This window comes from Streptomyces odonnellii, from assembly GCF_000981895.1.
Classification (GTDB): domain Bacteria; phylum Actinomycetota; class Actinomycetes; order Streptomycetales; family Streptomycetaceae; genus Streptomyces; species Streptomyces odonnellii.
This window is the reverse complement of the sequence record NZ_LATD01000147.1, coordinates 1-20,495: the sequence shown is the minus strand read 5'-3', so window position 1 is coordinate 20,495 and position 20,495 is coordinate 1. Positions and strand designations below refer to the sequence as shown.

17 protein-coding genes, 2 tRNA genes and 1 pseudogene are annotated in these 20,495 nt (G+C 70.5%); 12 read left to right on the top strand and 8 right to left on the bottom strand.

The genetic code is table 11. From position 1 onward, the window contains the following. The first annotated feature begins 93 nt into the window (after positions 1–93). Positions 94–1,182 carry a YlbL family protein gene (locus WH07_RS15250; RefSeq protein WP_046500422.1) on the top strand — a complete coding sequence of 363 codons (1,089 nt, stop codon included), beginning with the start codon at positions 94–96 and terminating at the stop codon, positions 1,180–1,182. A gap of 218 nt (positions 1,183–1,400) precedes the next feature. Here the strand turns inward: WH07_RS15250 and WH07_RS15245 are convergent, their stop codons facing one another. Next, entirely contained in the window at positions 1,401–1,958 is a 558-nt protein-coding gene (locus WH07_RS15245) for a PPA1309 family protein (protein WP_046500421.1), read from the bottom strand. Between the two features lie 167 nt (positions 1,959–2,125). On the opposite strand from WH07_RS15245, the gene WH07_RS15240 reads away from it, so the two are divergent. From WH07_RS15240 to WH07_RS15225, 4 genes are all read left to right on the top strand, one after another. After that, the gene (locus WH07_RS15240) at positions 2,126–5,041 is read left to right on the top strand and encodes a UPF0182 family membrane protein (RefSeq protein WP_198533814.1); all 2,916 of its coding nucleotides are present in this window, start codon (positions 2,126–2,128) and stop codon (positions 5,039–5,041) included. A gap of 42 nt (positions 5,042–5,083) precedes the next feature. Further along, a tRNA-Met gene (locus WH07_RS15235) sits at positions 5,084–5,157 on the top strand. A 204-nt stretch (positions 5,158–5,361) separates the two neighbouring features. Continuing rightward, on the top strand, positions 5,362–7,410 hold the full coding sequence (locus tag WH07_RS15230; RefSeq protein ID WP_079023243.1) for a tetratricopeptide repeat protein: 2,049 nt from the start codon (positions 5,362–5,364) through the stop codon (positions 7,408–7,410). A gap of 54 nt (positions 7,411–7,464) precedes the next feature. Further along, positions 7,465–7,538, top strand: a tRNA-Met gene (locus WH07_RS15225). 110 nt (positions 7,539–7,648) lie between these two features. Here the strand turns inward: WH07_RS15225 and WH07_RS15220 are convergent. Next, positions 7,649–8,065 (bottom strand): Fur family transcriptional regulator, encoded by a 417-nt coding sequence (locus WH07_RS15220; protein WP_046500418.1) that lies wholly within the window; start codon positions 8,063–8,065, stop codon positions 7,649–7,651. Positions 8,066–8,192: 127 nt separating this feature from the next. Between WH07_RS15220 and WH07_RS15215 the strand changes: the two genes are divergently transcribed. Further along, complete coding sequence (locus WH07_RS15215) at positions 8,193–9,662, top strand: catalase (protein WP_046500417.1); 1,470 nt, start codon at positions 8,193–8,195, stop codon at positions 9,660–9,662. 122 nt (positions 9,663–9,784) lie between these two features. Here WH07_RS15215 and WH07_RS15210 read toward each other — a convergent pair whose 3' ends face one another. Together WH07_RS15210 and hisN are read right to left on the bottom strand one after the other, a co-directional pair. Beyond that, on the bottom strand, positions 9,785–10,186 hold the full coding sequence (locus WH07_RS15210; protein WP_046500416.1) for a CBS domain-containing protein: 402 nt from the start codon (positions 10,184–10,186) through the stop codon (positions 9,785–9,787). A gap of 341 nt (positions 10,187–10,527) precedes the next feature. After that, positions 10,528–11,328, bottom strand: coding sequence for a histidinol-phosphatase (gene hisN / locus WH07_RS15205; protein WP_046500415.1), 801 nt, complete (start codon positions 11,326–11,328; stop codon positions 10,528–10,530). Positions 11,329–11,536: 208 nt separating this feature from the next. Here hisN and WH07_RS15200 point away from each other — a divergent pair, with 208 nt between their 5' ends. Next, positions 11,537–12,220, top strand: coding sequence for a TetR/AcrR family transcriptional regulator (locus tag WH07_RS15200; protein ID WP_046500414.1), 684 nt, complete (start codon positions 11,537–11,539; stop codon positions 12,218–12,220). On the opposite strand, the gene WH07_RS15195 is transcribed toward WH07_RS15200, so the two are convergent. The 4 genes from WH07_RS15195 to WH07_RS15180 all read right to left on the bottom strand — a co-directional run bounded on the left by WH07_RS15195 (position 12,186) and on the right by WH07_RS15180 (position 15,804). After that, entirely contained in the window at positions 12,186–12,509 is a 324-nt protein-coding gene (locus WH07_RS15195) for a DMT family transporter (RefSeq protein ID WP_046500413.1), read from the bottom strand. The genes WH07_RS15200 and WH07_RS15195 overlap by 35 nt on opposite strands. A gap of 108 nt (positions 12,510–12,617) precedes the next feature. Further along, positions 12,618–13,628, bottom strand: coding sequence for a ribosome small subunit-dependent GTPase A (rsgA, locus tag WH07_RS15190; protein ID WP_046500412.1), 1,011 nt, complete (start codon positions 13,626–13,628; stop codon positions 12,618–12,620). A 4-nt stretch (positions 13,629–13,632) separates the two neighbouring features. After that, positions 13,633–14,994: a 3-phosphoshikimate 1-carboxyvinyltransferase gene (gene aroA / locus WH07_RS15185; protein WP_046500432.1), complete on the bottom strand. Its 1,362-nt coding sequence runs from the start codon at positions 14,992–14,994 to the stop codon at positions 13,633–13,635. Positions 14,995–15,090: 96 nt separating this feature from the next. Beyond that, positions 15,091–15,804 carry a M50 family metallopeptidase gene (locus WH07_RS15180; RefSeq protein WP_046500431.1) on the bottom strand — a complete coding sequence of 238 codons (714 nt, stop codon included), beginning with the start codon at positions 15,802–15,804 and terminating at the stop codon, positions 15,091–15,093. A gap of 58 nt (positions 15,805–15,862) precedes the next feature. Here WH07_RS15180 and WH07_RS15175 point away from each other — a divergent pair, with 58 nt between their 5' ends. The 5 genes and pseudogenes from WH07_RS15175 to WH07_RS15155 all read left to right on the top strand — a co-directional run. Beyond that, positions 15,863–16,696, top strand: coding sequence for an SOS response-associated peptidase (locus tag WH07_RS15175; RefSeq protein ID WP_046500411.1), 834 nt, complete (start codon positions 15,863–15,865; stop codon positions 16,694–16,696). 112 nt (positions 16,697–16,808) lie between these two features. Then, on the top strand, positions 16,809–17,507 hold the full coding sequence (locus WH07_RS15170) for an alpha/beta hydrolase family protein (RefSeq protein ID WP_232788906.1): 699 nt from the start codon (positions 16,809–16,811) through the stop codon (positions 17,505–17,507). Positions 17,508–17,745: 238 nt separating this feature from the next. After that, entirely contained in the window at positions 17,746–18,408 is a 663-nt protein-coding gene (locus WH07_RS15165) for a sigma-70 family RNA polymerase sigma factor (protein ID WP_046500410.1), read from the top strand. Next, entirely contained in the window at positions 18,405–18,728 is a 324-nt protein-coding gene (gene rsrA / locus WH07_RS15160; protein WP_046500409.1) for a mycothiol system anti-sigma-R factor, read from the top strand. Before WH07_RS15165 ends, rsrA begins: the two co-directional genes overlap by 4 nt. Positions 18,729–18,915: 187 nt before the next feature. Continuing rightward, a pseudogene (locus tag WH07_RS15155) lies at positions 18,916–20,289 on the top strand (HD-GYP domain-containing protein); the annotation flags it as partial. Positions 20,290–20,495: the final 206 nt, after the last annotated feature.

The following is a 20,495-nucleotide window of genomic DNA, read 5'->3' as shown; positions in this document are numbered from 1 at the left end:
GCCGCCCGTACGCATTCGCTACGCGATCCCCGCGCAGCCCCGTACGGACGGCCCCAGCGGTGCACAGAGGGACCCTTACCGTACTGTCGTTCCATGCCACGCCGCACCGCGACGATGCTCGCCTCCACCCTCGTCCTTATCGCGCTGCTCTGCGCGGGTGTGCTCATCACAGTGCCGTACTCGGAAATGAGCCCCGGACCGACGGTGAACACCCTCGGCGAAGCGGGTGGAGAACCGGTACTCCAGATCTCCGGTCACGACACCTATCCGACCTCGGGCCATCTCAATATGACGACGGTCAGGGTCACCGGTGCGGACTACAAAATGAACATCGTCGAGGCGGTGTACGGCTGGCTGGCACACGACAGTGTCGTGGTGCCGCACGACACCCTGTATCCGGACGGCAAGACCGAGGAGCAGTCCACCCAGGAGAACGCCGAGGAGTTCAGCCAGTCCCAGGAGAGCGCCAAGGTGGCCGCCCTGAAGGAACTGGACATCCCGGTCTCCTCGCGGACCGTCGTCTCCTCCGTCATCAAGGACGGAGCCGCCGAGGGCACGCTCCACGCGGGCGATGTGATCAAGCAGGTGGACGGTTCGCCGGTGCGCCAGCCTGCCGATGTCGCCCGGCTCGTCACCAAGCACAAGCCCGGCGAGGACGTCGTCTTCAGCATCGTCCCCGCCGCTGACGCCAAGGCGGCGGAGAAGGCGGGCAAGGAGCCCGAGGGTATCGAGCGGGTCACGGTGACCACGCAGAAGGCCGAGGACGGCGGCCGGGCGGTCGTCGGCATCCAGGCCGGGACCGACCACACCTTCCCGTTCAACGTCGACATCAAGCTCGCGGATGTGGGCGGGCCCAGCGCCGGGCTGATGTTCGCGCTCGGCATTGTCGACAAACTCACGCCCGGCCCGCTCACGGGCGGCAAGTTCGTCGCCGGTACGGGCACGATCGACGACGAGGGACAGGTCGGGCCCATCGGGGGCATCGAGATGAAACTGGTCGGCGCGCGCGGCGCGGGCGCCGAGTACTTCCTCACCCCGGAGCAGAACTGCGCGGCGGCGGCCTCCGACGTCCCCGACGGCCTCACCCTCGTCAAGGTGAAGACCATCGACGACGCCAGGAAGTCGCTGAACAGGATTCGCAACGGCGACACGGGCGGCCTGCCGACCTGCTCGGCAGGCTGACCGGCCCCGGTACGCAGGACAGACCGGGCCCGGACCGACTCGGACCGGGCCCGAAGCAGGCCCGGATCACACCGCACCGCCCCGGACCCCGCCCGGGCCACACCGGCCCGGCCCCGATCACATCGGGCAGGCCCGGATCACACCTCGGACGGGCCTGCCCCCGGGCTACGGCTTCTCGTTCGGGTCCGGCCGGGCTCGCCGGACCCGAACGAAGGACCCTACGCCTCGAAAGTCGCCGCCAACGCCTCCGCCAGTCCCGGCACCAGCCCCGACCCGGTGAGCACCTCGCTCGGCGAGTCCTTCTCGCGCAGCCGCAGCGCCGACTCGCGGGCGCCGTCACGCAGCACGGCGACCGTCATCCGTACCTCCTGACGGTCCGGATGGGCGGAGACCCACGACGCGAGCGCGGCGTCGTCGAGCCCGTCCGGTACGGACGCCTCCGCCGACGGCGGCAGCATCAGCCGCTCCACCGTCAGCGCGCAGCCCGTCACCGCCCCGGGCCACGCGATGGTGGCGAGGAACTCGTCCAGCGCGGTGCCGGACGGGATCTCGTCCTGTTCGATCGGGGTGAGCGGCGCGACGGACCCGCCGTCGTCGAGCCCGAGCTGGGCCGCCAGCTCCGGTTCGTCGGTGCGGAGCCGCGCGGTGTCGACGAGCGCGAAGAGCCGGGCGGGCTGGTCCCAGCCGAGCCCCGACGCGTACTCGTCGATTTCGAGCACCGCGCGGGTCAGCGGGCCGGCGGCCATGGGAGTGCCTGAGGGAGTGACATTGGACATGGCCAATATCCTGCCTCCTCCGGACCCCGGTGTGGGAACTAGGTAAAGCCTCAGTAAGTTGCATGAGTGGGCCCTTACGATCGCGGGGCCCAGCTTTACCCAGTGGGACACCTGACCCGCTGAGACACACGACCGCGAACTTCGAGGTGCGCACGTTGGCTTTCCAGATGCCGGACCGCGGCGGAGGCCCGACCGGGCCACGGATCAGAGTGGGCCGGCCGTCCCGTCGCGCCCGGACCCTGCTCATGACGCTGGGGGTGCTGGCCGTGCTGGCCATGCTCTTCGTCATGTTCGCAGGGTTCTGGACCGACTGGCTCTGGTACCGCTCGGTGAGATATTCATCGGTTTTCACCACCACGCTCTGGACCAAGGTCGGCCTGTTCGCCGTCTTCGGGCTGGTGATGGCCCTCGCCGTCGGCCTGAACATCTGGCTGGCGCACCGGCTCCGTCCGCCGCTGAGCGCGATGTCCATGGAGCAGCAGAACCTCGACCGGTACCGGATGGGGATCGCCCCGTACAAGAAATGGGTGCTCCTGGCGATCACCGCGCTGGTCGGGCTGATCTCCGGCGCCTCCGCCTCCGGCCAGTGGCGCACCTGGCTGATGTGGGTCAACGGAGTGCCGTTCGGGCAGAAGGACCCCGAGTTCAAGATGGACGTGTCGTTCTACGCGTTCGATCTTCCGTGGTTCCGCTTCCTGCTCGCCTTCGGCTTCGCCGCCGCGGTGCTGTCCCTGATCGCCGCCGCGCTGACCCACTATCTCTACGGAGGGCTGCGGATCACCAGCCCGGGCGCGCGCGCGACGGGCGCCGCCACCGGCCATCTCTCCGTGCTGATCGGTGTCTTCGTCTCGCTCAAGGCCGTGGCGTACTGGCTCGACCGGTACGGCCTGGCCGTGAAGTCCAGCGACTTCAAGGCGGCGGGGAACTGGACCGGGCTGCGGTATGTCGACGCCAACGCCTATCTCCCGGCGAAGACGATCCTCTTCTTCATCGCGGTCATCTGCGCCCTGCTGTTCTTCGCGACGCTCTGGCGGCGCACATGGCAGCTTCCGATGATCGGCTTCGGTCTGATGGTGCTGTCGGCGATCCTGATCGGCGGCCTCTACCCGGCGATCGTGCAGAAGTTCCAGGTCCAGCCGAACGAGCAGGCCAAGGAAGCGCCGTACATCAAGAAGAACATCGACGCGACGCGCGCGGCGTACGGCATCGACGACGCCGATGTGCAGGACTACGGCGGCAAGGGCGACCCCGAGAAGAAGTCCGACCAGCGCAAGGCGGCCGACTCCGCCGCCAGCTACCGGCTGGTCGACCCCAATGTGGTCTCGCCCGCGTTCCAGCAGCTCCAGCAGGAGCGTAAGTACTACCAGTTCCCTGCCACGCTGGACGTCGACCGGTACACCGGCACCGACGGCAAGCCGCAGGACACGGTGGTCGGTCTGCGCGAGCTGAACATCACGGGTATCCCGAAGCGCAACTGGATCAACGACCACTTCACGTACACGCACGGGTACGGAGTGATCGCGTCCAAGGGCACCAACACGGTGACGGACGAGAACCAGGGCACGGTCGGCGCCCCCGACTTCACCGAGTCGGGACTGCCGACGTCCGGCCGGCTCGGCGGGTACGAGCAGCGGATCTACTACGGCGAGAAGACCGAGCAGTACTCGATCGTGGGCGGCCCGCAGAAGGAGCTGGACTACGAGAAGAACGGCGAGAAGACCACCAGCTACGCGGGCAGGAGCGGAGTCGATCTCTCCAATCCGCTGAACCGCGCGGCGTACGCGGTGGCCTTCAGCGAGCCGCAGATGGTCTACTCCGGCGCGATCGGCGACGGTTCGCGGATCCTCTACAACCGCACGCCCAAGGAGCGCGTCGAGGCGGTCGCGCCCTGGCTGACCATCGACGGCGACGCCTATCCCGCGGTGGTCGACGGCCGTATCAAGTGGATCATCGACGCGTACACGACGACGAACGGCTATCCGTACGCGTCCCGTACGACGCTCGGCGACACCACCGAGGACTCGCTGACCGACAACCAGCGCGCGGTCGTCGCCCAGCAGAACCAGGTCAACTACATCCGGAATTCGGTGAAGGCCACCGTCGACGCCTATGACGGCACGGTCAACCTGTACCAGTGGGACACCGAGGACCCGGTCCTCAAGACCTGGATGAAGGCCTTCCCCGGCACGGTGAAGGCGCGGGACCAGATCAAGCCCGAGCTGCTGGCCCATCTCCGCTATCCGCAGGACATGTTCAAGGTGCAGCGCGAGCTGCTCACCCGCTACCACGTCACCAACCCCGCGCAGTTCTACAGCGGCAGTGACGCGTGGCAGGTGCCGAACGACCCGACGAACAAGGACAGCAGTGCGGTCCCGCCGTACTATCTGAGCCTCAAGATGCCCGGTCAGGACGATCAGAAGTTCTCGCTGACGACCACGTTCACGCCCAACGGGCGCCCGAACCTGGGCGCGTTCATGGCGGTGGACGCCGACGCCACCAGCACGGACTACGGCACGATCAGAGTCCTGAGAGTGACATCGACCGTCCAGGGCCCGCAGCAGGTGCAGAGCGAGCTGAACGGTGTGCCCGAGGTCGCCGAGTTCGTCAGGAACCTGAGAGGCACCGACTCGGACATCGAGTACGGCAATCTCCTCACCGTTCCGCTCGAAGGCGGCTTCCTCTACATCGAGCCCGTGTACGCGCGCGGCGGCAGCGCCAACTACCCGCTGCTGAAGAAGGTGGCCGTCTCCTACGGAGGCAAGCCCGTCTTCAAGGACAGCCTGTCCGAGGCGCTCAACGCCGTGTTCGGCGAGGAGAGTTCCGAGCCGCCAGCGACGACACCGCCACCGACCGGCGAGACCAACCCGCCGCCGGCGACCGGTGACTCGGCGCTCCAGCAGGCCATCGCGGACGCGCAGAAGGCGTACGACGACGGCGAGGCGGCGCTCAAGGAGCAGGACTGGACGGCGTACGGCAAGGCGCAGGAAGCCTTGCAGGACGCTCTTCAGCGGGCCGCCGCCGCGGGTGGCGCCGGGGCCGAGGTCGGCGGCGGGGCCGAGGATGGGAGCGGCAACAGCGGCTGAGCAGGCATCACTCCACCCCGTGGTACGGTTGGGACACAACGACGCGGGGTGGAGCAGCTCGGTAGCTCGCTGGGCTCATAACCCAGAGGTCGCAGGTTCAAATCCTGTCCCCGCTACGCGAAGTCAAGGGCCCGGATCCAACAGGATCCGGGCCCTTGTCGTATGTCCGGCAACCGCATCCGATCGAACTGCGTTTCAAGGCGTGGGAGTTGCGCCCGAGCGTGTTTGACTTGTCTCTCTGTGGGCATGTCGACAAAACGCTGAAGTGACCTTGTGGGTCGCGATATACCTGCTGTACGCGGGTGGCAGGTGGTGCGACGATGGAAATTATGGGGGATAGGACAACTCTGTTGGAGACAGGGCGGTTTGTGCAGCGTCATGCGGCGGACGCGGCCGACACCGCGAACGCCGCGGATTCTCTTGCTGCCGCCGACGCCCCGAAGGCGGCCGGCGCGGAGGAGACATCCGACGCCGAGACCGAGGCGCGTCATCGCCGCGCGGCCGACGCCGGCGACATCGCGTCGATGAGCGTGCTCGGCGCCCTGCTGCTGCGCCGCGGCGACCTCGACGGAGCCGAGCGGTATCTGCGGGCCGCGACCGCCGAGGGCGACCGTGCCGCCGCCAACAATCTGGGCGTGCTGCTCCATCAGCGCGGCTACCCGGAGGAGGCGGCCGGCTGGTGGCGTGTCGCCGCCGTCGCCGGATCCGCCGCCGCGGCCCACGCGCTCGGCCGCCACCACCGTGAGCTGGGCGACGAGCCGGCCGCGGAGTACTGGCTGCGCCAGTCCGCCGAGCAGGGGCATGCCCTCGGCGCGTATGCCCTCGCCGATCTGCTGGAGCACCGCGGCGACACCGGGGCCGAGCAGTGGCTGCGGGCCGCCGCCGAGCAGGGCCACCGCGAGGCGTCGTACCGGCTGGCCAGGGCCCTGGAGCGGCGCGCCCGCGAGGCGGCGCGCGCCGGGGCGGTCCATCGCGGTGCCGCCGGAGCGGTCCGCCGCGGCGTCACGGGAAGCCACCGGACCGGAACGGGCAGGGGCGGCCCCCGAATCAGCGTCGACACGGGTACGAGCACGGGCGCGCGTCTGCGTACGGGCACCGGCGCGGGCATGGCCGTGGGCGTGGGCGCGGACACCGAAGCGCCCGCGGCCTCCCCGTCGTCGCTCCTCGGCGAGGCCGCCCAGTGGTACCGGCAGGCCGCCGCACGCGGCCATCGCAAGGCTGCCCTGAATCTCGGCGCGATCCTGGAGAAGCGCGGTGAGCTGAAGGAGGCCGGCCGCTGGTATCTGACCTCCGCCAAGGACGGCGAGGCACGGGCCGCCTGCGCCCTCGGCTTCCTGCTGCGTGACGCCGGTGACGAGGAGAGCGCCGCCATCTGGTGGCTGCGCGCCGCGCAGGAGGGCGACGGCAACGCCGCCAACGCCCTCGGCGCGCTGCACGCCGCCCACGGCGAGCCGCAGACCGCCGAGCGCTGGTACCGCGCCGCGATGGACGCGGGCGATGTCAACGGCGCGTACAACCTCGGGCTGCTCTGTGCCGCCCAGGACCGTACCGTCCAGGCCGAGCAGTGGTATCGCCGCGCCGCCTACGCGGGCCACCGCGAGGCCGCCAACGCGCTCGCCGTACTGCTCCTCCAGGCCGACGACGCGACGGGGGCCGAGCCCTGGTTCTCCAAGGCCGCCGAGGCGGGCAGCGTGGACGCCGCGTTCAACCTGGGCATCCTGCACGCGGGCCGCGGGGACGACCGTACGGCCCTGCGCTGGTACGAGCGGGCCGCCGCCGCGGGTCACACCGAGGCGGCCCTCCAGGTCGGTATCGCCTGCCTCCGGGACGGCGACGAGCGGTCGGCCGAGCGCCATCTCCGCTGCGCGGCCGGCGGCGGCAGCGCCGAGGCAGCGTTCCGGCTGGCCACCCTGCTCGACTCGCGCAGGCCGCCGCCCGGACCGCCCGCGCTCGGTGAGCCGCACACGGTGAAGAGCGAGTGCGAGCAGTGGTACGAGCGGGCCGCCGAGCAGGGGCACCGCAGGGCCCAGGTGCGCGTCGGCATGCTCGCCGCCGCCCGTGGGGACATCGAGGACGCCGCGCGCTGGTACCGGTCGGCCGCCGAGGCGGGCAGCCGCAACGGCGCGTTCAATCTGGGACTGCTCCTCGCGCGCGAGGGCGGTGAGCGGGAGGCCGCTCAGTGGTGGGGGCGGGCCGCGCGGGACGGGCACGGCCGGGCCGCGCTGCGGCTGGCGCTGCTCGCCGCGCGCCGGGGCGAGCTGACCGAGGGCCAGCGCTGGTGCGCGCGCGCCGTCGAGCTGGGCCCGGCCGAGGTGGCGGAGCGCGCGGCACGGCTGCGCGAGGCGCTCCACCAGGAGCTGACGGCCTGACCCGTAAGGGATTTGCACCGCTCGGCGGGCGTGACGTAATGTTGCGTTCACCGACGCGGGGTGGAGCAGCTCGGTAGCTCGCTGGGCTCATAACCCAGAGGTCGCAGGTTCAAATCCTGTCCCCGCTACTGAAACCTGAGGCCCGGAACTCGAAAGAGTTCCGGGCCTCACGGGTTTCTCGGGCCCTCACGAGTTTTTGGGCCCGGGGCCTCGGGCGTGGGCGTTCTCCGGCGAGTTCTCAGGCGGAGGCGCAGTCCGGACAGGTGCCTCTGTAGGTCACCTCGACGTCCGACACCGTGAAGCCGAAGCGCTCCGCGTCCGGCAGATCGGCCAGCGGATCGCCCGTGGGCCGGACATCGCGGATCGTGCCGCACCGGGCGCAGACCAGATGGTGGTGCGGCCGGTGCGCGTTCGGGTCGTACCGCTTGGCACGGCGGTCCGTGGAGACCTCCAGCACCTCGCCGAGCATGACCATCTCGCCCAGAGTGTTGTAGACGGTCGCCCTGGAGATCTCCGGCAGTCGTGCGACGGCGCGCGCGTGCACCTCGTCGGCCGTGAGGTGGACATGGTCCCCGTCGAGGACCTCGGCGACGACACGCCGCTGCGCCGTCATGCGCCAGCCGCGTCCGCGAAGCCGTTCCAACAGGTCACTCATGACGACAAGCCTAACAGTGAGGGGGGTCAGACACGGGGCGTGTATGACTTTGGATGGATGCTTGACTTAGACAAAGTCCATCGTAGGATCGGTCACGGTACACGCCAAGGGACAGGACTGGCGGCAGATGACGCAGGAGGCGCACGTGACGCAGGGACCGCTCACCACGGAGGCCGGGGCACCGGTCGCCGACAACCAGAACAGCGAGAGCGCGGGTGTCGGTGGTCCCGTGCTGGTCCAGGACCAGGCGCTGCTGGAGAAGCTCGCGCACTTCAACCGTGAGCGCATTCCGGAGCGCATCGTGCACGCGCGGGGCGCCGGTGCGTACGGCACGTTCACGGTGACCCGCGATGTCACCCAGTGGACGCGCGCGAAGTTCCTCTCCGAGGTCGGCAAGCAGACCGAGACGTTTCTGCGCTTCTCCACCGTCGCGGGCAGCCTCGGCTCGGCCGACGCGGTGCGCGACCCGCGCGGTTTCGCCCTGAAGTTCTACACCGAGGACGGCAACTACGACCTCGTCGGCAACAACACGCCGGTGTTCTTCATCAAGGACGCCATCAAGTTCCCCGACTTCATCCACACCCAGAAGCGCGACCCGTACACCGGCTCGCAGGAGGCGGACAACGTCTGGGACTTCTGGGGTCTGTCGCCCGAGTCCACCCACCAGGTGACCTGGCTCTTCGGCGACCGCGGCATCCCGGCGACGCTGCGCCACATGAACGGGTACGGCTCGCACACGTACCAGTGGAGCAACGAGGCCGGCGAGGTCTTCTGGGTCAAGTACCACTTCAAGACCGACCAGGGCATCAAGAACCTGACCTCGGCCGAGGCCGCGGTGCTCGCGGGCGAGGACCCGGACTCGCACCAGCGCGATCTGCGCGAGTCCATCGAGCGCGGTGACTTCCCGTCCTGGACGGTGCAGGTGCAGATCATGCCGGCGGCCGACGCGGCGACGTACCGCTTCAACCCGTTCGACCTGACCAAGGTCTGGCCGCACGAGGACTACCCGCCGGTCGAGATCGGCAGGCTGGAGCTGAACCGCAACCCGGAGAACATCTTCGCCGAGGTCGAGCAGTCCATCTTCTCGCCGGCGCACTTCGTGCCGGGCATCGGTCCGTCCCCGGACAAGATGCTCCAGGGCCGGCTCTTCGCGTACGGCGACGCCCACCGCTACCGCGTCGGCATCAACGCCGACCATCTGCCGGTGAACCGCCCGCACGCCACCGAGGCGCGCAACCACAGCCGGGACGGCTTCCTGTACGACGGCCGCCACAAGGGCGCGAAGAACTATGAGCCGAACAGCTTCGGCGGCCCGTTCCAGACGGACAAGCCGCTCTGGCAGCCGGTCGCGGTGAGCGGCGCCACCGGCAACCACGAGGCGCCGAGCCACGCCGAGGACAACGACTTCGTCCAGGCCGGCGATCTCTACCGTCTGATGTCCGAGGACGAGAAGAGGCGGCTGATCGAGAATCTGGCCGGCTTCATCTCCAAGGTGTCACGCGACGACATCGCCGAGCGCGCGGTGAACAACTTCCGCCAGGCGGACGGTGACTTCGGCAAGCGCCTGGAAACCGCGGTCCAGGCCCTCCGCGGCTGAGGTCTCTTGCCGGAACGGAACGGGGCCGGGTCCTTCGGGATCCGGCCCCTTCTGCCGTGCGCCCGTACCCCCCCGTACCCGTATCCCGGCAACCGGGACGGCGCGTCGGCAGGCCGGGCGCGTCAGCCGGCCAGGACCGCGGCCTCGCGCCGGTCCGGCGCCCAGCAGCGGATGATGTCGCGTACGGACACGATGCCGACCGGCTCATGGTCGTTCAGCACGATCAGATGGCGGAATCCGCCGCTCGACATCGCCGCGGCGGCTTCGTCCAGCGTCCAGGACGGCGCGGCGAAGACGACATCGTTGGTGGTGTGGGTGCAGGCGGTCTCGGTGTCGGGGCTCTGGCCCGCACCGACCGAGTTCAGGATGTCGCGTTCGGTGAGAATGCCGATACCGCAGTGGTCGGGGTCGAGGACGACGGCGGCACCGACGCGGCGGGCCGACATCAGCCGGGCCGCCTGGCGGAGCGTATGCGTGGGCCCGATGGTCAGTACCACCGAACTCATGGCGTCACGGACGAGCATGGGGCGGGGACACCTCCTAGGCGAACCGTCTCGTAGGCCCCTCCGGCCGTCGGGGGACCTTGTGAGAAACAATTCACAAGTTCACAAGTGGGGGGACTTTCAGAGTGACACTCTTGTCCCCGGTCAACAAGGGGGCGCGGGAGGCGAGGGCGGGGGCGCGCGGAAAACCGACAAACGCCTCTTGGGGGGCGTCGGCCGTGGGCGCGGTCGGCGAGGCAGTCAGCGGCAGTCAGCGGTGAGTGGTCGGTGGCAAGCAGTCGGCGGCAAGCCAGCCGACAGCAAGTAGCCGAGCCGATAGCAAGCAGTCGGCCGGTATCAGCGGCCTGTATCAGTAGCCCATATCAGTAGCGCTGGTTGAGATAGCCGAGAAGCTCCTCGTGCAGGATCCCGTTCGAGGCCGCCGCATTGCCGCTGTGCGGCCCCGGCCGTCCGTCCAGACCCGTGAAGCTGCCGCCCGCCTCCTGGACGACGATCGTGGTCGCCGCCATGTCCCACAGGGACAGCTCCGGCTCCGCGCACATGTCCACCGAGCCCTCGGCGACCATCATGTACGGCCAGAAGTCGCCATAGCCGCGGGTGCGCCAGCAGGCCCGGCTCAGATCGAGGAAGCCGTCCAGCCGCCCCTGCTCCTCCCAGCCGCTCAGCGAGGAGTACGCGAACGACGCGTCCCGGACGCGCGACACCTTGGAGACCCGCAGCCGGGTCGCCGAGGAGAGGCTCCGGCCCGTATAGGCGCCCCCGCCCTTCGCCGCCCACCAGCGGCGGCCCAGCGCGGGCGCCGACACCACGCCGACGACCGGCTCGTACCCGCCCTCGGCGGCCACCATCAGCGAGATCAGCGTCGCCCAGACGGGTACTCCGCGGACATAGTTCTTCGTGCCGTCGATGGGGTCGATGACCCAGCGCCGCGGACCGGTGCCCTCGATGCCGTACTCCTCGCCCAGGATCGCGTCCCGCGGCCGTGCCCGCTGGAGGTTTCCACGGATCAGCTCCTCGGCCGCCTTGTCGGCCTCGGTCACCGGGGTCATGTCCGGTTTGGTCTCGACCTTGAGGTCCAGGGCCTTGAAACGGTCCATGGTCGCGGCGTCGGCGGCGTCCGCGAGGACATGGGCGAGACGCAGATCATCGTGGTAATCGGGCATGGTCGTCACAGTATCCACCAGGGGCGGGACCCGGCCACGGGACCCGTACCGGCCGGTGCCGCGACGGGCAAATGTTGCCGGGAGGGGCGAACGTTGCCGCGAGGGGCACTGAAGTCGCCAATGGCGCGCGGGCCCGCGTCAGGGGCCTTGACAGCCGTCGACAGCCCGTCAACTCTGAGCGCAGAGCCGCACGGCCCCGGAGGCGACGATGCCTACTGCGCGTGAAGCCCTACTCAATGCCGGTCTCTCGGCGCTCCGTGAGCTGCCCTGGTCGGCCGTCAGAATGGTCGATGTGGCCGCGGCGGCCGGAGTCTCCCGGCAGACCCTCTACAACGAGTTCGGCAGCAAGGAGGGACTCGCCCGCGCCCTTCTGCGCCGCGAGGTCGATCACTATCTGCGCGGGGTGGAGCGCCGGCTGAACGAGCGGGCCGACACCGTGGACCGGCTGGTCGGCATCGCCGAATGGACCGTGGCCGAGGCGCGGGCCAGACCCCTGCTGCGCGCGCTGCTCACCGGCTGCTGGGGCGAGTGGCTGCCCGCCCCCGGTCCGGTACGGATCAACGCCCAGCCCTCCGGCGTACCGGCCCAGCGCCGCGCCGACGCGGGACCGCCCGCGACCGGCGATCTCGTCGCGCTCGTACGGGACAGATCCGCGGCGGCGCTGGCGCGGAGCCGGATGGAGCAGAGCCGGGCGGACCATACGCGGCCCGGTGCCGGGCGGGCCGAACTGCTCTACCGCTGCGAGTTGGCCGTACGGCTCGCCCTCGCCCATCTCGTCGCACCCGGCGGCGAATCCGTGGGCCCGCTGGTCCGTACCGCCGTCACAGCTCCGCTGCCCGTACCCCCGCCCCTACCGCTCAGTGCGCCGAGCCCGAGAGCTGGAGCCCGATGACTCCGATGATCACCAGGGAGATCGACACGAGCTTGAGCGTGGAGACCACATCGCCGAGGAAGATCATGCCGTAGATCGCCGTGCCTGCCGCGCCGATGCCCGTCCAGACCGCGTAGGCCGGACCGACGTCGAGCTTCTTCAGAGAGAGCGTCAGCAGACCGAAGCTGCCGAGGGCGAAGGCGGCGAAGGCGACGGTCGGCCAGAGCCTGGTGAATCCGTGGGAGAGCTTGAGACAGACCGCGAACCCCGTCTCCAGGAGTCCTGCGACGACCACCAGCAGCCACGCCATGTCAAAGGCCTCCCCGTGTCCGTGACTGCTTCACGACCGCTGACCGCCCTGTCCGGCCGGACGTGATTATGCCCTTACCAGCGCCAGGGGATCGCAAACGTGTGCGCGTCAGTCGCCTTCGCGCCGCTCGCGCGTGGCCAGAAGCCGCCGCAGTGAGTAGAGCCGGGCCGGATCGGCGTGCCCCTCGGCCACCCACGCGTCGAGCGCGCAGTCCGGTTCGTCGTGCCCGCAGGCCCTGGGGCAGTCCTCCGTACCGGGCACCAGATCGGGGAAGGCGAGGATGACCCGGGACGGATCGACATGGTGCAGTCCGAAGGAGCGGATGCCCGGGGTGTCGATCACCCAGCCGTCGCCCTTCTCCAGCGGCAGCGCCAGCGCCGAGGTGGTGGTGTGCCGGCCGCGGCCGGTGACCGCGTTGACAAGGCCGGTGCTCCGCCGGCGCTCCTCCGGTACGAGCGCGTTGACCAGGGTCGTCTTGCCGACGCCGGAGTGGCCGACGAAGGCGGTGACCCGCCCGTCGAGATGCTCCCGTACGAGATCGGCCGCGTGACCGCTCGCCAACTCGTCGCGGCGGGTGACCACATGACGGATTCCCAGGGTGCGATAGGTCTCCAGCAGTTCGTCCGGCGCGGCCAGATCGGACTTGGTCAGTACGAGCAGCGGCTCCAGCCCGCCGTCGAACGCCGCGACCAGACAGCGGTCGATCAGCCGGGGGCGCGGCTCGGGATCGGCGAGCGCGGTGACGATGGCCAACTGGTCGGCGTTGGCGACGACCACGCGCTCGTACGGATCGTCGTCGTCCGCCGTGCGCCGCAGCACCGAGCTGCGCTGCTCGATCCGTACGATCCGCGCCAGGGTGTCCTTCTTGCCCGACAGATCACCGACCAGACCGACCCTGTCGCCCACCACGGCCGCCTTGCGGCCCAGTTCGCGCGCCTTCATCGCCAGTACGGTCCGGTCCTCGACGAGACAGGTGAGCCGGCCGCGGTCCACGGTCAGGACCATGCCCTCGGAGGCGTCCTCGTGCTTGGGGCGGATATGCGTACGCGGCCTGTTGCCCTTGGGGTTGGGGCGGGTGCGGATGTCGTCCTCGTCGGGGTTCTTGCCGTAGCGCCGCATGCCGTCAGGCTCCCGCTCCCGCGAGCATGTCGGTCCACATCCGCGGGAAGTCGGGCAGTGTCTTGGCGGTCGTCGCGACGTTCTCGATCCGTACCCCTTCGACGGCCAGACCGATGACCGAGCCCGCCGTGGCCATGCGGTGGTCGTCGTACGTGTGGAACACCCCGCCGTGCAGCGGGCGCGGGCGGATGTGCAGACCGTCCGCGGTCTCGGTGACATCGCCGCCCAGCTCGTTGATCTCCTTGGTGAGCGCGGCCAGCCGGTCCGTCTCGTGGAGCCGCAGATGGGCGACGCCCCGCAGGGTGGAGGGCGAGTCCGCGAGCGCGGCCACGGCCGCGATACCGGGGGTCAGCTCGCCGACCTCGCTCAGATCGACGTCGATGCCGTGGATCGCGCCGGTGCCCCGGAAGGTGAGACAGGTGCCCTCCGCCGTCATGTCGAACTCGCAGGAACCCCCCATCTCGGTGAAGATCCGGCGCAGCGCGTCGCCCGGCTGTGTGGTGCGCTCCGGCCAGTCCGGGACGGTGACCCGGCCACCGGTGACCAGCGCGGCGGCCAGGAACGGCTGGGCGTTGGAGAGATCGGGCTCCACGGTCAGATCGCGGCCGAGCAGGGCGCTGGGGGAGACCCGCCAGACATTCGGCTCGCCGCCGGTCTCCGGCTCGTCGACCTGCGCGCCGACCGCGCGCAGCATGTCCACGGTCATCCGGATGTGCGGCATGGAGGGCAGGACCTTGCCCACATGGCGGACCTCCACGCCCTGGTTGAAACGCGCCCCCGAGAGCAGCAGCGCGGAGACGAACTGGGAGGACGCCGAGGCGTCGATCTCCACCGGGCCGCCGTCCAGCGCGCCGCCGCCGTGCACGGTCAGCGGGAGCGCGCCGCGGTTGTCGTCGTCGATCCGGGCGCCGAGGGCGCGCAGGGCGTGGATGACGCTGCCCAGCGGGCGTTCGTACGAGCGGGGGTCGCCGTCGAACCGTACGGTGCCGTCGGCGAGCGTCGCGACGGGCGGCAGGAAGCGCATCACCGTACCGGCGTTGCCGACATCCACGGACGCGGGGCCGTGCAGGCCGGAGGGGATGACCCGCCACGCCTCGCCGCCCGGGGCGGCGACGCCCGCGGCGGTGGAGCTGGACGACAGGGTCTCCTCGATGCCGACACCCATGGCGCGCAGGGCCTCGGCCATCAGCAGGGTGTCGCGGGAGCGCAGCGGGCGGCGCAGCCAGCCGGGCTCGGCGGCCAGCGCGGCGAGGACCAGAGCGCGGTTGGTGACCGACTTGGATCCCGGCACGGTGACCGTCGCTTCGACGGCCCCGCGCGCGTAGGGGGCGGGCCAGAGGGCGGGCTGCACGGAGCTTTCGGTCATGGCCATCACTTTAGTGGTTCGTGACCGACCCGTATCCGGATCAAAAGTGGCGAAACCAGGGCGTAACGAGAAGGTGATAGACGGTGCACAGGGCAGTTACCAGCCCAGTAGCCAGCGCCCGCCGCCGATGAGCGAGCAGAGCGAGACGGTGTGGAAGAGGAACAGCCACAGCACCGGCGGCACCCGTGTCAGCCGCCCGAGCTGGTCGGCGTCCGAATCCCCGGCGCCCCCGTAGCGGCGCTTGGACTGGAGCTCGAACGCCGGGCGCACGCCCCCGAGCAGCAGAAACCAGACAGCCGTGTACGCGAACGCCGACTGGACCGCGGGACCGGTCAGCCAGGAGATCAGCAGGAACGCCGCCCCCGTGACGATCACGGTGAGCGCTCCGTACGCGTTCCGGATCATCACCAGCATCGCGAGCAGCAGCGCCGTCGCCAGCCACAGCAGCAGCGTGATGTGGTGCGCGGAGAGCAGCCAGGCGCCGCCGAGACCGAGCAGCGGGGGAGCGGTGTACCCGGCCGCCGCGGTGAGGATCATGCCGGGCCCGGTGGGTCTGCCGCGGCTGACGGTCAGGCCGGAGGTGTCCGAGTGCAGCCGTATCCCGTCCAGCCGCCGCCCGGTGACCAGGGCTATGAGCCCGTGGCCGCCCTCGTGCGCGATGGTGATCGCGTTACGGGACACCCGCCAGACCGGTCGCGGTACGACCGACAGAAGCGCCGCGGCGGCGGCCACGGCCACCAGCCAGCTCTCCGGCGCGGGCTGGGTGCCGAAGACGCGGTCCCACAGATCGGCGAGAGAGGTCGAGTCGATGCTGGCCATTTCTCGGGCGGCTCCTCAGGTGGGTTTGCGTCGTGGCAGTGTGGCACTTATGTGCGGACGGTATGCGGCGAGCCGGAGACCTGAAGATCTTCAGGGACTCTTCGGCATTGAGAAGTGGGAGCCCGAGGAGACCCTCGCTCCCGACTGGAACGTGGCCCCGACCAAGGAGGTCTACGCGGTACTGGAGCGTCCGGTACGCCCGGCCTCCCCGGAGGAGGACGCGGTGGGGACCGGTCCGGTTCGCCAGCTCCGCAGGCTGAAGTGGGGGCTCGTGCCGTCCTGGGCGAAGACCCCCGAGGGCGGGGCCCGGATGATCAACGCGCGGGCCGAGACCGTGCACGAGAAGCCGTCGTTCCGCAGGCCCTTCCTCGCCCGGCGCTGCATCCTGCCGGCCGACGGCTACTACGAGTGGGTCACCGGCTCCGACGAGCGGAAGCTGGAGGAGCAGGGCCGGAAGAAGCGGCCGCGCAAGCAGCCCTATTTCGTGACGCCCGCCGACGGCTCGGTGATGGCCATGGCCGGACTGTACGAGTTCTGGCGCGACCGGACCCTGCCGGACGAGCATCCGCTGGCCTGGTGGGCGACCTGCTCGGTGATCACCACCGAGGCGGAGAAGACACCGCTGGCGGTGGCTCCGGCCGACGGGCCCGGGACGCTGGCCGAGATCCATCCCCGGATGCCGCTGATGCTGACCCCGGACCGCTGGGACTCCTGGCTGGACCCGGCCCGTACCGACCCCGACGAGCTGCGGGAGCTGCTGGCGCCGCCGCCGGCCGGGCTGATGCGGGCGTATCCGGTGACGACGGCGGTCAGCAATGTCCGCAACAACGGCCCCGAGCTGCTGGAGGAGCTGGCGGCGCCGGAGGAGAGCACGCTCTTCTGAGGCTCTTCTGAGGTCCCGATGGCCTTCCGCGGGTCTTCCGACGGTCTCCGGGGGCCTGACGGCGTGCGCCGGCGTGCGCCGCACACGGGTGCCGTCGCGGCAGGATGGCTCTGTGACGAGCGAACCGAAGCGAGAGACCGTCGGGACCCCGGCCGGGGACGCCCGGATCACCTGGCACGCGGCGGAGCAGCCCCGGCTCGTACTCGCCGTCGGCCATGGTGCCGGCGGCGGGATCGAGGCGCCCGATCTGCGCGCCCTCGCCGCCGCGCTGCCCCCGCTCGGGGTGACCGTCGCCCTGGTCGAGCAGCCCTGGCGGGTGGCCGGCAAGAAGCTGGCGCCCGCGCCCAGGACCCTCGACACCGGCTGGCGGGCGCTCTGGCCCGCGCTGGAGAGGCCGGGGCTGCCGGTCGTCGCGGGCGGCCGGAGCGCCGGGGCGCGAGTGGCCTGCCGTACGGCGCGCGAGCTGGGCGCGCACTCCGTACTCGCCCTGAGCTTTCCGCTGCACCCGCCGGGCCGGCCGGAGAAGTCACGCGCCGCCGAGCTGCTGGAATTGGGGGTGCCCACACTGGTCGTCCAGGGCGGCAACGACGCCTTCGGGAAGCCCGCGGAGTTCCCGGAGGGCTCGTACACCCTGCTGGAGGTGCCGTACGGCGACCATGGCCTCGCCGTACCCAAGAGGGCGCCCCTCTCCCAGGAGGAGGCCCTGACGATCCTCACCGACGGGGTCGCGGCCTGGCTTCCCGGACAGGCCCACGGGCGGGCGCGCCAGCGGTCCGGCCGGGGGAATGCCCGGGGCGGGACCGCTGTTTAGGGGAGTAGCCGAACGCTGGTGCACACCGGAGTATGGAGAGGGAGTCCGTCGTATGGGTTCGACCATCTGCCCGCGCCGCTCAGACGCCGCTGACCTGGAGTGGACGGTGCTGTCCGCGGCCAAGACCGCTCCCGCTCGGGCGGTGGGCGGACCGGACCGGCAGGCCTCGTCGCAGCAAGGTCGACTATTCTCCGATTCGAGTGGGTCCGCATTCGGCCCCACCACAGCGTTGGAGGAGGTGGGTCCGGTCACAGGGACCGACGCAGGGGCCGACGACGGCAACATCATCGAAGAGACCGCTGCCGAGCGCAACGCCCGCTTCGAGCGGGACGCCCTGGGCTTCCTCGACCAGATGTACTCGGCCGCGCTGCGCATGACGCGGAATCCGGCCGACGCCGAGGACCTCGTACAGGAGACCTACGCCAAGGCTTACGCCTCCTTCCACCAGTTCCGTGAGGGGACCAATCTCAAGGCGTGGATGTACCGCATCCTCACCAACACCTTCATCAACTCGTACCGCAAGAAGCAGCGCGAGCCCCAGCGCAGTGCCGCGGAGGAGATCGAGGACTGGCAGCTCGCGCGCGCCGAGTCGCACATGTCGACCGGGCTGCGCTCCGCCGAGTCCCAGGCGCTCGACCACCTGCCCGACTCCGATGTGAAGGCCGCGCTCCAGGCGATCCCCGAGGAGTTCCGCATCGCCGTCTATCTCGCCGATGTCGAGGGCTTTGCCTACAAGGAGATCGCGGACATCATGGGGACACCCATCGGTACGGTGATGTCACGACTGCACCGTGGCCGCCGCCAGTTGCGCGGCATGCTGGAGGACTACGCCCGTGACCGCGGGCTCGTACCGGCGGGTGCGGGAGAGTCGTCGGACGATCGGAAAGGTTCGGACTCATGAGCTGCGGAGAGCCGCATGAGACGGATTGCGCCGAGGTTCTCGACCACCTCTACGAGTTCCTCGACCATGAGATGCCGGACAGCGACTGCGCCAAGTTCGAGGTGCACTTCGAGGAGTGCTCCCCGTGCCTGCAGAAGTACGGCCTCGAACAGGCCGTGAAGAAGCTGGTCAAGAGGTGCTGCGGGCAGGACGACGTGCCGAGCGATCTGCGCGCCAAGGTCATGGGGCGGATCGATCTGATCAGGTCGGGACAGGCCGTACCGGACCATGACGTGCCGTCGCGGACGGGCGCGGACCTGCCGGGCGCCACCGCGGAGTGACGAAGAAGTACGCGAATGCGTGCACGAACTGGAACATGCCCATAGAACGTGCGAGCGTGCTCAAGCCTCCCCGATAGCGGCTCCTGTCACCCAAAGGTGCTAATCGGTGGTATCGGGCCGCTCCTCGCCGTCCCGCTCGCTAGCCTGACCGTCTGTTTCGGGCGGGTACGGGAAGGGGCGGGGACGCGTGAGGGCCATACCGGGTGCGGCGCGCGCGTACATTCTGCTGGCGGTGCTCTGCGCCGGTGCCTGTGTATGGCCCGCGCTGAGTCCCGGCACCCCCTGGGGGGCGGTCGCGCTGCTCGCGCTGCTGTACGCCTTCTGCGAGACCCCCGTGCGCGGCCGGTTCCTGGGCTTCATGGGGGGTTCGGTCCACGGCGCCTCGCCGGTCGTGGCCGGGTCGTTCTTCCCCGTCCTCCTCGCCGCGGCCTTTCTGCTGCCTCCGTCGGCCGCCGCGCTGGTGGCGGTGCCGGGGGCGCTGTGCGGGCGGGTCGAGCGGCGTCCCAGGGGCGCCCGGCGGATCTGGCGCGCCGCGCAGCTCACCATCGCCACCTGGGCGGCGGCGCGCGCCCAGGCGCTGTTCGGCGGCCCGGTGGCGCTCGGCGGCGGCGGATACGGACTGACGCGGCCCGACTTCCCGTACGTCCTGCTGCCCGCGGCGGCCGGGACCCTCGCCTTCTGTCTGGCGCTGGCGATGCTGGACGGCGGCATCCTCGTCACCGTGGAACGCCTTCCCGCGCGTACGGCATGGCGCGGCCTGCTGCTGCGCTCCCTCGCCCCGTACGCCGCCCATGGTCTCGCCGGGCTGATGATGGCGGTCCTGTGGCGCAGTCCGTACGGGCCGGTCTCCGCGCTCTTCGTCCTGCTGCCCATGTACATCTCCTGCTGGGTCTTCGCCCAGTACCACCGCGAGCGAGCCGCCCACCAGGCCACCATCAGGGCGCTCGTCCAGGCGGTCGACATCAAGGACACCTATACGCGCGGGCACAGTGAGCGGGTGGGGCACGCGTCCGTGCTGATCGCCCATGAACTGGGCATGGAGCCGAGGCGGATCGAGGTCCTCCGGTTCGCCGGGATCCTGCACGACGTGGGCAAGCTCGGCGTACCGACCCGGGTGCTGCGCAAGGACGGCCCGCTGACACCGGAGGAGCGCCGGGTGATCGAGCTGCACCCCGAGTACGGGCACGAGATGGTGCGCGGCATCGGCTTCCTGGGGGAGGCGCGGGCGGCGATCCTCCACCACCACGAGCGCCTCGACGGCACGGGCTATCCCTGCGGTCTCGAAGGCCACCGGATCCCGGAGTTCGCACGGGTGGTGGCCGTGGCCGACGCCTTCGACGCGATGACCTCGACGCGCTCGTACCGCAGGGCCCGTCCGGTGCCGGCCGCGCTGGCGGAGCTGGAGCGGTGCGCTGGCACGCAGTTCGACCCGGAGATGGTGCGGGCGCTGTCGAAGGCGCTGGACCGCCATGGCTGGTGCCCGGAGGTGACGGCGGACGAGGAGCGCTGCCAGGCGGAGCCGGCCCCGCACCCGGCCGGGGCTCAGCCGAGCGAGGCCCGGGCGGCTTCGGGCCCGTCATCCGAGGACGCTACGGGCCCGTCGGCCCGGGCCGCGCATCAGGCCGCCTCCGGTCCGTCGGCCCAGGCCCTGTCCGGCCAGGCCCAGGCACATGCCCAGGTCCAGGCACATGTCCAGGTCCCGGGCCGGGCCGCTCGCTCGGACGATGTTCCGGCGCAAGCCGCCGTCCCCGTCCCCGACTCCCCCTG